11 protein-coding genes are annotated in these 13,498 nt (G+C 73.2%); 5 read left to right on the top strand and 6 right to left on the bottom strand.

Translation table 11 applies throughout. The features are described from left to right. Positions 1-22 precede the first annotated feature (22 nt). The gene (gene typA / locus G514_RS0101420) at positions 23-1,912 is read right to left on the bottom strand and encodes a translational GTPase TypA (protein ID WP_028650303.1); all 1,890 of its coding nucleotides are present in this window, start codon (positions 1,910-1,912) and stop codon (positions 23-25) included. Between the two features lie 115 nt (positions 1,913-2,027). Here typA and G514_RS0101425 point away from each other — a divergent pair, with 115 nt between their 5' ends. Continuing rightward, positions 2,028-2,498, top strand: coding sequence for a PPOX class F420-dependent oxidoreductase (locus G514_RS0101425; protein WP_036563176.1), 471 nt, complete (start codon positions 2,028-2,030; stop codon positions 2,496-2,498). A gap of 51 nt (positions 2,499-2,549) precedes the next feature. Then, positions 2,550-5,444, top strand: a complete 2,895-nt coding sequence (locus G514_RS0101430) for an AfsR/SARP family transcriptional regulator (RefSeq protein ID WP_028650305.1) — start codon at positions 2,550-2,552, stop codon at positions 5,442-5,444. Here the strand turns inward: G514_RS0101430 and G514_RS0101435 are convergent. From G514_RS0101435 to G514_RS0101445, 3 genes are read right to left on the bottom strand one after another with little or no spacing between them, the layout of a single operon-like run. Continuing rightward, positions 5,434-6,375 (bottom strand): hypothetical protein, encoded by a 942-nt coding sequence (locus G514_RS0101435; protein WP_028650306.1) that lies wholly within the window; start codon positions 6,373-6,375, stop codon positions 5,434-5,436. The two genes, G514_RS0101430 and G514_RS0101435, sit on opposite strands and share 11 nt — an antisense overlap. Continuing rightward, positions 6,375-7,412 carry a GTP pyrophosphokinase gene (locus tag G514_RS28855; protein ID WP_051246444.1) on the bottom strand — a complete coding sequence of 346 codons (1,038 nt, stop codon included), beginning with the start codon at positions 7,410-7,412 and terminating at the stop codon, positions 6,375-6,377. The genes G514_RS0101435 and G514_RS28855 overlap by 1 nt, the downstream gene beginning before the upstream one ends. Continuing rightward, positions 7,402-7,893, bottom strand: a complete 492-nt coding sequence (locus tag G514_RS0101445; RefSeq protein ID WP_157544545.1) for a hypothetical protein — start codon at positions 7,891-7,893, stop codon at positions 7,402-7,404. Before G514_RS0101445 ends, G514_RS28855 begins: the two co-directional genes overlap by 11 nt. 113 nt (positions 7,894-8,006) lie before the next feature. Between G514_RS0101445 and G514_RS0101450 the strand changes: the two genes are divergently transcribed. Together G514_RS0101450 and G514_RS24255 are read left to right on the top strand one after the other, a co-directional pair. Beyond that, positions 8,007-10,097: a hypothetical protein gene (locus tag G514_RS0101450; RefSeq protein ID WP_028650308.1), complete on the top strand. Its 2,091-nt coding sequence runs from the start codon at positions 8,007-8,009 to the stop codon at positions 10,095-10,097. Positions 10,098-10,107: 10 nt separating this feature from the next. After that, positions 10,108-11,412 carry a protealysin inhibitor emfourin gene (locus tag G514_RS24255; protein WP_036563177.1) on the top strand — a complete coding sequence of 435 codons (1,305 nt, stop codon included), beginning with the start codon at positions 10,108-10,110 and terminating at the stop codon, positions 11,410-11,412. Positions 11,413-11,482: 70 nt separating this feature from the next. Here G514_RS24255 and G514_RS0101460 read toward each other — a convergent pair whose 3' ends face one another. Both G514_RS0101460 and G514_RS24260 read right to left on the bottom strand, forming a co-directional pair. After that, positions 11,483-12,196, bottom strand: a complete 714-nt coding sequence (locus G514_RS0101460; RefSeq protein ID WP_245582062.1) for an aspartate/glutamate racemase family protein — start codon at positions 12,194-12,196, stop codon at positions 11,483-11,485. Between the two features lie 50 nt (positions 12,197-12,246). Beyond that, positions 12,247-13,041, bottom strand: a complete 795-nt coding sequence (locus G514_RS24260; protein ID WP_051246578.1) for an SDR family oxidoreductase — start codon at positions 13,039-13,041, stop codon at positions 12,247-12,249. A gap of 31 nt (positions 13,042-13,072) precedes the next feature. Between G514_RS24260 and G514_RS28860 the strand changes: the two genes are divergently transcribed. Further along, positions 13,073-13,468 carry a hypothetical protein gene (locus tag G514_RS28860; RefSeq protein ID WP_028650310.1) on the top strand — a complete coding sequence of 132 codons (396 nt, stop codon included), beginning with the start codon at positions 13,073-13,075 and terminating at the stop codon, positions 13,466-13,468. Positions 13,469-13,498 lie beyond the last annotated feature (30 nt).

Consider the following 13,498-nt stretch of genomic DNA (forward strand, 5'->3'; position numbering starts at 1 on the left):
CGACCCTAGGTCAGGCGCACCCCTACTTGGCGGCCTTGCGCGCCCGCGCCGCCGTCTTGGCCCGCTCGTTGGCGTCGAGCACGACCTTGCGGATCCGCACGGTCTGCGGCGTGACCTCCACGCACTCGTCCTCGCGGCAGAACTCCAGGCACTGCTCCAGCGACAGCTTGCGCGGCGGGACCAGCTTCTCGAAGTTGTCGGCCGTGGAGGAGCGGATGTTGGTCTGCTGCTTCTCCTTGGTGATGTTGACGTCCATGTCGTCGGCGCGGGAGTTCTCGCCGACGATCATGCCCTCGTAGACCTCGGTCGTGGGCTCGACGAACAGCACGCCGCGCTCCTGCAGCGAGGTCATGGCGTACGCCGTCGCGGCGCCCTTGCGGTCGGCGACCAGCGAGCCGGAGTTGCGCGAGCGGATCTCGCCGGCCCACGGCTCGTAGCCCGCGGAGATGTGGTGGGCGATGCCGGTGCCGCGGGTGTCGGTGAGGAACTCGGTGCGGAACCCGATCAGCCCGCGCGCCGGCACCACGAACTCCATGCGCACCCAGCCGGTGCCGTGGTTGGTCATCTTCTCCATGCGGCCCTTGCGGGTGGCGAGCAGCTCGGTGACCGTGCCGAGGTACTCCTCCGGGGCATCGATCGTCAGCCGCTCCATCGGCTCGTGCACCTTGCCGTCGATCTCGCGGGTGACCACCTGCGGCTTGCCGACGGTGAGCTCGTAGCCCTCGCGGCGCATCTGCTCGACGAGGATCGCCAGCGCCAGCTCGCCGCGGCCCTGCACCTCCCAGGCGTCGGGGCGCTCGGTCGGCAGGATCTTCAGCGACACGTTGCCGACGAGCTCGCTGTCGAGCCGGTCCTTGACCAGGCGGGCGGTCACCTTGTGGCCCTTGACCTGGCCCACGAGCGGCGAGGTGTTGGTGCCGATCGTCATCGAGATGGCCGGCTCGTCGACGTGGATCAGCGGCAGCGGCTCGGGGTGCTCCGGGTCGGCGAGCGTCTCTCCGATCGTGATGTCGGGGATGCCCGCGACCGCGACGATGTCGCCCGCGCCGGCCTGCTCGCCGGGCTTGCGCTCGAGGCCCTCGGTGACGAGGAGCTCGGTGACCTTGACGTTCTTCACCTCGCCCGTGCGGCGGATCCAGGCGACGTTCTGCCCCTTGCGCAGCGTGCCCGCGTGGATGCGCAGCAGCGCGAGCCGGCCGAGGAACGGCGAGGCGTCGAGGTTCGTCACGTGCGCCTGCAGCGGCGCGCCCTCGACGTACGTCGGCGCCGGGATGGTCTCGAGGATGGTGCGGAACAGGGGCTCGAGGTCGTTGCCCTCGGGCATCGTCGCATCGGCCGGCATCTCGAGGCTGGCGATGCCTGCCTTCCCGCTGGCGTAGACGACCGGGAAGTCGAGCGCGTCCTGGCTGTGGCTGTCGTCGAGCAGGTCCATGAACAGCTCGTAGGTCTCGTCGACGACCTCCTTGATGCGGGCGTCGGCGCGGTCGACCTTGTTGACGACGAGCACCACGGGCATGTCGGCGTTGAGCGCCTTGCCGAGCACGAACCGGGTCTGCGGCAGCGGGCCCTCGCTGGCGTCGACGAGCAGCACGATCCCGTCGACCATCGAGAGGCCGCGCTCGACCTCGCCGCCGAAGTCGGCGTGCCCGGGCGTGTCGATGATGTTGATCGTCATGCCCTCCGGAGCGGAGGGGCCGGTGTAGTGCACCGCGGTGTTCTTCGCGAGGATCGTGATGCCCTTCTCGCGCTCGAGGTCACCGGTGTCCATCACCCGCTCGCCGACGCTCTCGGCCTGGTGGGCGGTGAAGGCGCCAGCCTGCCGCAGCATCGCGTCGACGAGGGTGGTCTTGCCGTGGTCGACGTGCGCGACGATCGCGACGTTGCGCAGGTTGGCGGTTTTCAGCTCGGGCACAAGGGTCCACGTTACGGTTCCGAGGGCTCCGGGGCCGCATCGGCGCGAGCGGCCGCCGCGGGTGGACATCGGGCATGGACGCCGCGCGTGGATCGCGCGTGGATACCGTGACCGCATGCCCACCATCGCGACGAACACCCGGGTCTCGCGCGAGGAGCTCCTGGAGTTCGTGCGGACCCGCCACCACCTCGTCCTCGTGACCCGCCGCTCCGACGGCAGCCCGCAGCTCTCGCCGGTCACCGGCGGCGTCGACGGCGACGGCCGGATCGTGGTCTCGACCTACCCCGACCGCGCCAAGACCACGAACCTGCGCCGCGACCAGCGCGCCAGCGTGCTCGTGCTCTCCGAGGAGTGGAACGACGCCTGGGTGCAGGTCGACGGCAGCGCCGAGGTGCTGGACATGCCGAGCCAGGAGGCGGAGGACGGCCTGGTGGAGTACTTCCGCTGCATCTCCGGCGAGCACCCCGACTGGGAAGAGTACCGCCAGGCCATGCGGAAGCAGGGCAAGTCGCTGCTCCGGATCACCCCGGAGCGGTGGGGGCCGGTCGCGATCGGCGGCTTCCCGCCCGACCGGGCACCCGACTGACCGCTGTCCACCCCGCGCCGACGGCCTAGGACACGGCCTAGGCTCACCGCCGTGAGGATCCGCCTGCTCGGCCCCGTCGAGCTCGATGTCGAGCTGCCGGGCAAGCGCGAGCGGGCGCTGGTCGCGATGCTGGCCCTGGCCGGCGGTGCACCGCTGACCCGCGAGGAGCTCGTCGACGGGCTGTGGGGGACGTCCCCACCGGAGGACCCGGAGACGAGTCTCGAGGCTCTGGTCTCCCGCGTGCGCGGCGTGCTGCCCGAGCTGCAGGCCGACGACCGGAGCGTGTCCCTCGAGGTGGCGCGACCGGACGTCGACGCGCTCCTCCTCGCCGACGAGGTTGCCGGAGCGCGCGCGGAGACCGATGCGCACCGGTCGCTGTCGCGGCTCGAGTCGGCGCTGCGGCTGCGGCGCGGCCCGGCGCTCACCGGGCTCCTCGACGTCCCGTTCGCGCCGGTGGCGGCGGCCGGCCTCGAGGACCTGCACCTCGGCGCCGTCGAGGAGCACGTGGCCGCGCAGCTGCGGCTCGGCCGCGCCGCTGAGCAGGTCGTCCGCCTGCGCGGGCTCGTGACCGCCCATCCCACGCGGCAGCACCTCTGGGCGCTCCTCATGACGGCGCTCTACCGCGACTACCGCGCCGAGGAGGCCGTCGCCGTCTACGCCGAGGCCCGCGCCAGGATCGCCGAGGAGCTCGGTATCGAGCCCAGCGAGGCCCTCCAGAGGCTCGAGGCCGCGATCCTGCGCAACGACCCGAGCCTCACCGGAGACGCGGTCGCCGAGCAACGGGTGGCCACTCCCCGCGCCGCCGGTCGCATCCCCGCACCGAGGTCTCGCACCTTCGGGCGCGACGAGCTCGTGCGACGCGTCGAGGGCTGTCTCGGCGAGCCCGGACAGGCCGTCGTGACGCTGACCGGGCTGGGCGGCTCGGGCAAGACCCGCGTGGCCGCCGTCGTCGCGAGCGCGTTCGAGGCCGCGGGACGACGCGTCGTCTGGGTCGCCCTGGCCGACGAGGCCACACCCGCGGCCCTCCTCAGGGAGATCGCCGGCGGGCTGGGAGCAGACGTCGACGAGCTGGGACAACTCAGCATCGAGGCCGATGAGCAGCAGGTCCTCGTGGTGCTGGACAACTACGAGTCCCTCGCCAACGGCGCGGCCGGGCTGCTGGAGCTGGTCGAGGCCTGCCCGCAGGTCGACTTCCTCGTGACCAGCCGGGTGAGCCTGGGCCTCGCGGCCGAGCGGGTGGTGGCGGTGCCGCCGCTCGCGCTCCCTCCCGCCCACGCGGGCCCGTCCGACGTGGCGGCCTCGCCGGCGGTCCAGCTGTTCGTGGCCACGGCCGAGCGTGCCGCGCCGGGCTTCGAGCTCCTGGGTCACGAGGAGGACGTGGCGGCGCTCTGCCAGATCCTGGACGGCGTCCCCCTGGCCCTCGAGCTCGCCGCCGCCCGGGTGCGGACGCTCGGCCTGACCGGCGTCCTGACGGGGCTGCGCCGCAACCTCGACCTGCTGCGCACCACTGCTGCCGACGTGCCCGAACGACAGCGCGCGCTCGTCACCACGATCGAGTGGAGCCTGGGGCGGCTGTCCGAGGCCGAGCGCCGCCTCGCCGTCCGGCTGGCGGTCTTCGAGGACGCCTTCACCCTCGAGTCGGCCGAGGCGGTGAGCGACGACCTGCCCGACGTCGTCGAGGGAGTCAGCACGCTGATGGAGACCGGCCTCCTGCGCGCGACCGGGTCGCGGATCGAGATCAGCTACGCGCTGCCTCGCACGGTGCGGGCCCACCTGCTGCCCGACTTCGAGGCATCACCCGACGCGTTGTCCGTGCGCCAGCGCCTGGCCGACCACCTCCTCGCCCAGCTCACCGCCTGGCGCGAGCAGCTCGACCGCGCCGAGGGCGACCTCGCCCGGGCCCGCTTCGACGACGAGGTGCGCGACATCGACGCGACCGTGGACTGGCTGCTGTCGGTCGGCCGGATCCGGCCGGCGGTCGACATCACCCTGCTCGCCACGCCCTTCTGGATCACGGCCGGCAGGTTGCAGGAGGCGCTGGCCCGGGCGCAGGTGGTGCTCGGGTACGTCGCCGCCGAGAGCCACGAGGCCGCGCGCCTGAACGTGACGGTCGGCCGGCTCGCCTACCACCTGACCGACGTCCCGGTCGCCACCCGCCACCTCGAGGCGGGCGTCCGGCTGGCCGAGCGGTACGCCGACGAGCCGACCCTGGCGGAGGCCCGCTGCTACCTCGGCGGCACCCTCTTCATCGGCGGCGACCACCGACGCGGGACGGCGCTGATGACCCGGTCGGTGGAGGCGTCCGACCGGCTCGGCCTCTACCCGCTGGTCGTCGAAGCCCTTGCCCTCAAGGCGCTCAGCCACCTGCACGCGGGGGAGCTGGACGAGGAGCGGATGACCCACGAGCGCCGGCTGCTCCTCACCCGCGAGCACGGCGACGTCTACCGCACGGCCGACACCTACAACACGCTGGCCGAGATCGCGCTCGACGACGGCGACCCCCGCAAGGCGGCGACGTACGCCGGCGAGTGCGTCACGCTGGCCGAGGGCCGTCTCCCGCTGGTCATGCGCGACGCGACCATCACCCTCGCGCGGGCCACGGCCGGACAGGGCGATGTCGACGGGGCCCGGCGGATCCTGGGCGAGGCGGTCCGGGAGAGCTACCGCATCGGGCAGACCCTGGCGATCGCGCAGTGCGCACGGCTGGGTGGTGTCCTGGCGTTCGGGGAGGACGACGCCGACCTCGCGCTGCGGCTGTTCGCCGCGGCGCAGACGCTGGCGCCGTCGCCACGCGGCACCGACGAGCCGGTGGAGGCCGACTTCGCGGCGGCCCTGGGCGAGGCACGCGCCGCCCTGGCCGACCGGGCGAAGGAGTCCTGGGAGCTCGGCGCCAGCATGCCTCTGGTCGAGCTGCGGGAGCGGCTCGAGCGGCTGGTCAGCGGTTGACCGACCCCGACCTCAGCTGACGCTCGGTGTCCGCCAGCAACCTGCGCCACCCCGTCTGGAACAGGTCGCGCGCCTTCGGGTCGGCCGTCCACGCGAGCTCACCGGCGGGTTGCATCGGGTCGAAGGTCTGCAGGATCTCGGGTCGCGGCGGGACGGCTCCGCTGAGCGCCTCGAGGAAGGCCGAGAGCAGCCGCACCCGCTGCCGCAGGCTGGTCAGCAGCGGGAGCGGGTCGTGGGCGTCGTCGGTCAGCCGCGCGGCCAGCACCATGAGGTCCTTGCGGAGCTCGGCGATCGCGATCAGCACCTGCGTCCCGTTGCGGGAGGTGTTGATGACCGGGCTCCAGTCGCGGATCGCCGTCAGCAGGCGGCGGATGCACTGGTCGACGAGGTCGACCCGCCACGCCGGGTCGGGAGTGGCCGGGAGCCGCGCCGCCCAGCCGCGCGGGTCGTCGTCAGCAGGCCTGCCGTCGCGGGCGACCAGCCGCTCCGGGTGCTGCCGGAGCCAGCGGAGCGGCCGGCCGGTCGAGGAGTAGTCGGTCCAGCCCGACGCCCGGGGGTCCTCGGCCCCGCAGACCAGGCCGAGTGCGACGTCGACGTCCACCAGCTTGTCCACGATGCCGCCCACGCCGGCGGCGGTGAGGCTCGCGTCGAGGCGGTCCTGGATGCGCAGCTCGCGATCCTCGTAGACGAGGTAGGCGACCCCGAGGAGGAGGACCGAGCTGAGGACGCTGGTCACGACGCCGTGGTCGGCCCAGAAGCCGGTCGGGAACGGCCAGTCGGTCACCAGCTGGACGAGGAGCGCTGCCCCGCACGCCGCGGCGAGCACGGCGGGCCACGGGCGGGGCAGGCGGCGTTCCTTGACCAGGAACCCGATGGCGGCGAAGGCGAACGCCGCCACGACGACGACCACGGTGGTCAGCAAGCCGTCCATCAGCGATCCTCCGGGTCGAGCCGGGCGAGCAGGTCGTCGCGCTCGGCCCGGTGCGCCGACAGCGCGGGCTCGGAGACCGCGGCTCCGGTCCGGCGCGCCAGGTAGTCCTCGTCGAGGGCGAGCCGCAGCAGCACGTCGAGGAGGTACGGCGGGCTGGCCCAGGGCTCGGTGGCGCGCACGGCCGCGGCCACCGCCTCGGCGCGCCCGGCCCAGTCACCGAGCTCGGAGCGCACGGCGTCCTCGTCGGCCAGGCCGAGCTGCCCGAGCACCGACTCGACCTCGTCGAGCCAGGCGCGGTGGGTCGACCCGCTGCCGGGGAACAGCTGCGTGACCAACGCGGCGGCGGGATGCTCCGCGCCGTCGGTGCCCGCGTCGTCCGGAGGCTCGTCGGGGTAGGCCTCGCCGTGGTCGTGACGGACGAGGATGAACTCGCGCTCGGCCAGCTCGAGCAGACCGGCGAGCGCGATCAGCCGACGCCGGATGGCCGGGCCCGGTGGCCGCTCGGTCTTGTACATGAGGTCGTGCTGGAGGCTGGCCCACGCGTGCTGCAGGATCGTCCGAGCCTGGATCTCGAAGACGGGATCGCCCAGGCCGTGGAAGTCGAGGTCGGCGAGGGTGTCCGGGCGCAGTCGCACCAGCAGGTGGGTGCTCTGGTAGCCGGGCACGTCCTCGGCGGTGCCCTCGCGCAGGTCCGACTTCTCCACGACGACGAACAGGTCCTCCAGCAGCCGGGTCATCGCCGCCAGCTCGGTCCGCAGCGGCACGAGGGCTCGCACCCCGAGCAGGTCGGTGATCTCCGCACGCGGGTCGGCGTACTTGAAGGTGCCGTCGTCGCGCAGCCGCACCGCCTTCGCGACCAGGCTCTCGGGGCTCTTGACCCGGCTCTCGACCTTGACGCTCTCGTTGCCGGCGTCGCGCAGGGCGCGGCGCACCATCCGGGTGACCAGGCTCTCGGTCCGCAGGTACCGGTGGCGGGCGTCGGCGTACCACGCCGCGACCTCGGCCCGGCGATCGGCGATCTGCTGGTCAGTGACCACCGTCGTCAGCCTCCCCGGCGTCCGTGTCGGCCAGGTCGCTCGTCAGCTCGGCCGCGCGGAGCCGGCCCAGCGGGACGTAGCGCTGGAACACCGTCCACGCCGACCGGCCCTCGTGGCGGATCGCACCGATCGTCTCGGTGGCGGGGTCGCGTGGAGCGGAGAGGACGACGACCTGGACGGTGCCGGACATGCCCTCGTGCAGGCCCGCCGCCATCGCCTTCCCGACCCGCCGCTCGACCGGGTCGGCCGAGAGGGCCAGCGCCGCGGCGTGCTCGTCGTCGAGGTCGATCTGAGGCACGGTGTGCTCGATCCTCGCCACCAGCGGATGGATCGTCCGGGCGCTGTAGAAGCCGAGCCGGGTCGCGTCGCGGAACCGCCGGTTGGCCTGGCAGATGTAGCTCCCCGTGGCCTGGTAGAACGGCCAGGCGCTCGAGGCCGCGACGACGCACACCTCGGCGTCGTCCACGGGCTCCCTCGTCATCCCCGCTCCTGGTCGTCCCGGCATGGCTCGACCGGGCCATCTTGGCGGTGAAGGCTGTTGCCAGGACGGCTGGCGATCTATGGTCCGCAGAGAGAACCACGGGAGGGGGGCAGATGTCACTGCGTGTCACCTACGCCGGCGCGCTGGCGGCCTTCGCGCTCGCCCTGTCGGCCCTCGGCGCGGCGGGCGCTGCCGCAGGATCCGCCGCAGAGGCGCAGGCCGACGATCTCCCCTCGCTGTGCACCGACCCCGGCCGCCCGGCGAACGTCTACACCTGGGTCGGCGGAGGGGCCGACCACAACTGGAGCACTGCCGCCAACTGGGTTGCCGGGACGACCGGGGTGCACGAGGTGCCCAACGACTACACGCCGACCTCGCCGCCGCACCCCTACGACCCCACCAACGGCATCGACACCGCCGTCACGATCGTGTGCATCGACGCCAACGACTCGGTGGTCATCACCGACGAGACCTTCGGCCACGCTTACGTCTGGCTCCAGGAGATCTACGTCAGCGGAGCCTTCACCATCACGCTGAAGGACAACAACACGGCACTGTTCGTCGACGGCAAGACGCGCAACTCCACCCTGGGTCCGGCCACGGTGGTGGACCTGCGTGGTCAGCTCGGCGGGCGCGGCACGATCGAGAGCTCAGGGTCCATCACCGCCACGTCGAAGCCCGGGTTCCCGGTCCAGCTCACCACCAAGCGGATCGTGAGCACGGTCGACGAGCAGGCATTCACCGATGCGGGCCGGCTGGTGGTCGAGGCCGGCGGGTCGCTCGCCCTCGCGCAGAAGGGCGTCGGGCTCGCCTACAACTACCAGCTCGACATCGGCGGCACCGTCACGATCCGCGCGAACCCGACCGCAGACCCGGCGACGACGCCCTACCTGGCCGCCAGCGACGGCTCGCAGGTCAACGTCCTGGCCGGCGGCAAGCTCACCTTCGCCGGCAACGGCGGTCTGTATCGCGGCAAGATCCTGTCGGGGAAGACGCTGGCACCGCTGCGCAACTCGGGGACCCTCGAGAAGACCGGCGCCGGCACCGTCAGCGTGGTCGGGGTCGACTACCAGCCGCAGCCCGGTGGCGTCGTCAACGTCGTTGCGGGAGACCTCCGGCTGCCGGACGGCGACACCAGCGCCCCGCGCATGGCCGACCAGGTCGGCAGCGGGCAGACCTTCGGGACCGGCGCCTGCGCCGCTGCGGAGATCCCCGCCGACACGGGCGCGAGCTGCGCGCCGGCGCTCACCGCGAGCGACCCGCGCAGCGTCGCGCTGACCGCGCCGTCCGACGGCGCCGCGACCAACGTCGTGCTCGACGAGGACGCGGCCGGGTCGATGCCCTTCACCGGCCTCTCGGGGCATGTCGTCCTCGCTGGCGCCGACGCCGCGACGGTGGACAGAGACACGCCGCTGACCGTGACCCTGCGCTACCAGGCCTCCGACGTCGCGCACCTGCCGCTCTCGTCGCTCCGGATGCTGTGGGTCGCCGAGGGCTCCGACGTGTGGCAGGTGCTGGCCGACTGCGCGGTCCCGGGGCGGGTGCCGATCGGGCGGCCGGCGTGCTTCGACCGAGCGGCCAGCGCCCAGCTGCCGGGCGGGGACATCACCGTGGTGGTCCACGTGGGCGTCGGAGGCGACAGCCGGCACATCATCAGCCGCGTCGGCGACCCGGTCGACGCCGCGGGGGCCATGGGCACCGCCCAGGTCGGCCGGACGCTGGACGCACACGGGGTGAGCTTCGCGCCGCTGCCGCCCAACGCCGCGCCCACGAGCGTCGCCTACCAGTGGTCGGTCGACGGCGTACCACTCACCGGGAGCGGTCCCGACGGGTCGCTGCTCGCGCTCGGCCCCGGCCTGGCGGGCAGGACGGTGATCCTCGACGTGTACGCCAGCCACCCCGACTGGGGCACCGGCCTCTTCTCGTTCTCAGCGGGGCCGGTCGCCCCCGGCGCCCTGGTCTGCTCTCGGCCGACCCTCGCCAAGAGGGCCAGGAAGGTGACCGCCGCCGCCGGCTCGTGCACCGTCGCCACCACCGTCGCCTACCAGTGGTACGCGAAGGGCAAGCCGATCCGCGGCGCGACCGGCAAGAAGCTCAAGGTGACGAGCAAGATCCGCGGCAAGAAGGTGTACGTCCGGGTCACCCACACCAGTCCGGGCTACGCGCAGGACGTCCAGACGTCGCGGAGGGTGAAGGTCACGTAGCGTCGTCCTCGTGACTCGGGCCTGCTTCGTCCCTCCGTACCTCCTCCGCCAGATCGCGCTGACCCGGCCGGAGGAGACCGACTGGGTCGAGCAGATGCTCGCGCACGACGACGGCGTCCGGCTGCAGCGCACGGCGCTCGCGCCGGCGGCGGCCACGGGCGCTGACTGGGTCGTGCACACCGCACGCAACGGGTCCGCGCTGCCGGGGATCGTCGTGCGGACCGCGGGCGACGGGCCGAGCGGTGACGCCGCGGTCGACGAGGCGGCGGACGGGGTCGCGGCGTCGCTGGCGATGTTCGCCGAGGTCTACGGCCGCGACTCCTTCGACGACGCCGGTGCGACCGTGGTGGCGACGGTGCACTACCAGCGCGGCTACGACAACGCGTTCTGGAACGGCGAGCAGCTCGTGTTCGGCGACGGCGACGGTCGGATCTTCGGCCGGTTCACCAAGCCGGTCGACGTGCTCGGCCACGAGCTGACCCACGCGGTCACCGAGCGCGCGGCCGGGCTGGTCTACGAGGGTCAGTCCGGCGCGCTCAACGAGTCGGTCTCCGACGCGTTCGCGGCCTGCCTCAAGCAGCGGCTGCTCGGGCAGGACGCACTGGCCGGCGACTGGCTGATCGGCGCCGGGCTGTTCCTGCCCGGCGTGGCCGGCCGCGCGCTGCGCGACATGGCACATCCCGGCACGGCGTACGACGACCCGGTGCTCGGCCGCGACCCGCAGCCCGCCCACATGGACGACTACGTCGACACCACCGACGACCACGGGGGAGTCCACCTCAACTCCGGCATCCCCAACCGCGCCTTCCACCTCGCGGCCACCGCGATCGGCGGCTCCTCGGCCGAGGGCGCCGGCCGGATCTGGTACGCCGCCCTCACCGGTGGGTTGCCCAGCCGCGCCGACTTCGCCACCTTCGCGGCGGCCACCGTCGCAGCCGCTGGCGAGCACGCCTCGGCCGTGGAGGAGGCGTGGGCGAGCGTCGGCGTGACGCCCCAGACCGGCACCGCGGGGCCGGGCCAGCCTCCGCCGGTCACCGTCGGCCGGCGCGTGCACGTCCGGCGTACGGGGGGCTTCGCCGGGCTCACCGCCGACGGCGAGGTCGACCTCGACGCCGACGACCGCCGCGCCCCGGAGCTGGCCGCGCTGGTCGACCGCATCGACCTGCGCGAGGTGCGGGCCGGCGACCCCAGGCCGGACATGTACGTCTACGCCTTCGACCTCTGCGGCGACTGCGCCACGGTGCCCGAGCAGCACCTCACGACCGACTTGCGGCGGGTCGCCGAGCTGGTGCTCACGCCCGACGTCGCGGGGTAGTCCCTGACGAAACGGCCCCGGACCGGCGCGATCGGGGGCCGTTTCGTCACGGACTACCCCGCCGCGGCGGTCAGGAGAGGGCGCGGTCGAGGGCCGCCTCGACGTGCAGGGTGGTGCAGGGGAAGACCGGGAGGTCGACGTCGGCCTGGTGGATGAGCAGCTCGAGCTCGGTGCAGCCGAGGAGGACGCCCTCGGCGCCGGCGTCCCAGAGCTGGTGGATCAGCTCGACCACGCGGCGCCGAGTCCGGTCGAGCACGTGGCCGTGCACGAGCTCCTCGTAGATGGCGGAGTTCAGCCAGTCGTGCTCCGAGGCCGGCGGCACGAGCACCTCGAAGCCGTGGCCGGCCATCCGGTCGGTGAAGAACCCGTCGGACATGGCGACCGTGGTGCCGATGAAGGCGACCCGCGCGACGCCGGCCTGCGCGCACGCGTCGGCGACGACGTCGGCCAGGTGCAGCAGCGGGATGTCGACGGCTGCCTGCACCTGGTCAGCGACCTTGTGGAACGTCGTCGTGCACAGCAGCAGGAAGTCCGCACCGCCCCGCTCCACGCTGCGACCGGCCTCGGCGAGGAGCGCGCCGACCTGGTCCCAGCGCTCGGCGTCCTCGAGCTCGGTCAGCTCGGCGAAGTCGACGGTGCTCATCACGAGCCTGGGCGAGGCCAGCCCGCCCAGCCGCTTGCGCACGCCGAGGTTGAGGTCGCGGTAGTAGACCGCGCTGCTCTCCCAGCTCATGCCGCCGACGAGGCCGATCGTCTTCATCCCCGAGTGGGTCGTGGAGGCCATGCGCTCACTCTTCCATGCTCACTCGCAGGTCACTCGAAGGTCACTCGCAGTCACTCGGACGGCGGCAGGCGGAACACCTTGTGCTGCGCGGCCTGCGCCCGCGGCCGGATCACGAGCTCGTCGACGTTCACGTGGGCGGGCCGGGTCGCCATCCAGGTGATCGCGTCGGCGACGTCCTCGGCGGTCAGCGGGTCGGGTACGCCGCGGTAGATGGCGTCGGCCTTCTCCTGGTCGCCGCCGAACCGCACCAGCGCGAACTCGTCGGTCCTCACCATCCCCGGCGCGATCTCGCAGACGCGCACCGGCTGGTCCCACAGCTCCAGGCGCAGCGTCTCGGTGACCACCTGGGTGCCGTGCTTGGCGGCGGTGTAGCCGCCGCCGCCCTCGTAGGCGATCCGTCCGGCGGTCGAGCCGACGTTGAGGATCATCCCGTCGCCGCTGGCGACCAGCGCCGGCAGCAGCGCCCGGGTCGCCTGCATCAGCCCGATCACGTTGACCTCGAACATCCGCCGCCAGTCCTCGCTGTCGGCCTCCGCCACCGGCCCCGAGCCGAAGGCGCCGCCGGCATTGTTGACCAGCAGGTTGAGCGAGCCGCCCACCGTCGCCGCCAGCCGCGTCACCGAGTCGTTGTCGGTGACGTCGCACGGGACCGGCACCGCCGCTCCGCCCGCGGACGCGATCTCCTCGGCCAGCGCCTCGACCCGGTCGGCCCGGCGCGCGGCGCAGAACACCCGGAACCCCGCCTCGGCGAGCATCCTCGCGGTCGCCGCGCCGATGCCGCTGCTGGCACCGGTGACGACCGCGGTCCGGTCCGGTGTCCTCGCGCTGGTGGGACTGTCGCTCATGGCCGCCATTGTGGTGGCACACTGTCTGGTCGTGTCACCGACCTCCCTCTCGCGCCTCGCCGGCATCCTGGGTGGCCTGTGCTGGATGGGCCGGGCGATCCTCGACGACGGCGACGGCCCGACCTCGCTCATCGACGGACTCCACTACGGCGGCCTCGCCCTGCTGGTGATCGCCCTGCTGGGCATCGGCGGCGGGCTGGTGTCGGGACTGGTGGCGCTCCGCGTGGTGGTCGCGATCTGCCTCGTCGCGCTCGCCGCGGCGGTCGTGTCGTTCCTCCACCAGCAGTACACCGACCGGGCCGTCGACGGGATCCTGGGCGGCCTGATGGTCGTCTACTGCATCATCGGCATCCTCGTACGCCGCAGCAGGGCCGCCGACGACGCGGTCGCGGAGCACCACCGCCCGCGGGGCTCGCACGCCGCCTGAGCGTGGAGCCGGGCGCCCAGCGAGCCCGGG

It is taken from the genome of Nocardioides halotolerans DSM 19273 (assembly GCF_000422805.1).
GTDB lineage: Bacteria > Actinomycetota > Actinomycetes > Propionibacteriales > Nocardioidaceae > Nocardioides > Nocardioides halotolerans.

Bases quoted from the DNA above. Each gene is read 5' to 3' on its own strand.
- G514_RS0101450 (WP_028650308.1), top strand. From the start codon at position 8,007: ATGTCACTGCGTGTCACCTACGCCGGCGCGCTGGCGGCCTTCGCGCTC.
- G514_RS0101445 (WP_157544545.1), bottom strand. From the start codon at position 7,893: ATGACGAGGGAGCCCGTGGACGACGCCGAGGTGTGCGTCGTCGCGGCC.
- G514_RS0101425 (WP_036563176.1), top strand. From the start codon at position 2,028: ATGCCCACCATCGCGACGAACACCCGGGTCTCGCGCGAGGAGCTCCTG.
- G514_RS0101460 (WP_245582062.1), bottom strand. From the start codon at position 12,196: ATGGCCTCCACGACCCACTCGGGGATGAAGACGATCGGCCTCGTCGGC.
- G514_RS24260 (WP_051246578.1), bottom strand. From the start codon at position 13,041: ATGAGCGACAGTCCCACCAGCGCGAGGACACCGGACCGGACCGCGGTC.
- G514_RS0101435 (WP_028650306.1), bottom strand. From the start codon at position 6,375: ATGGACGGCTTGCTGACCACCGTGGTCGTCGTCGTGGCGGCGTTCGCC.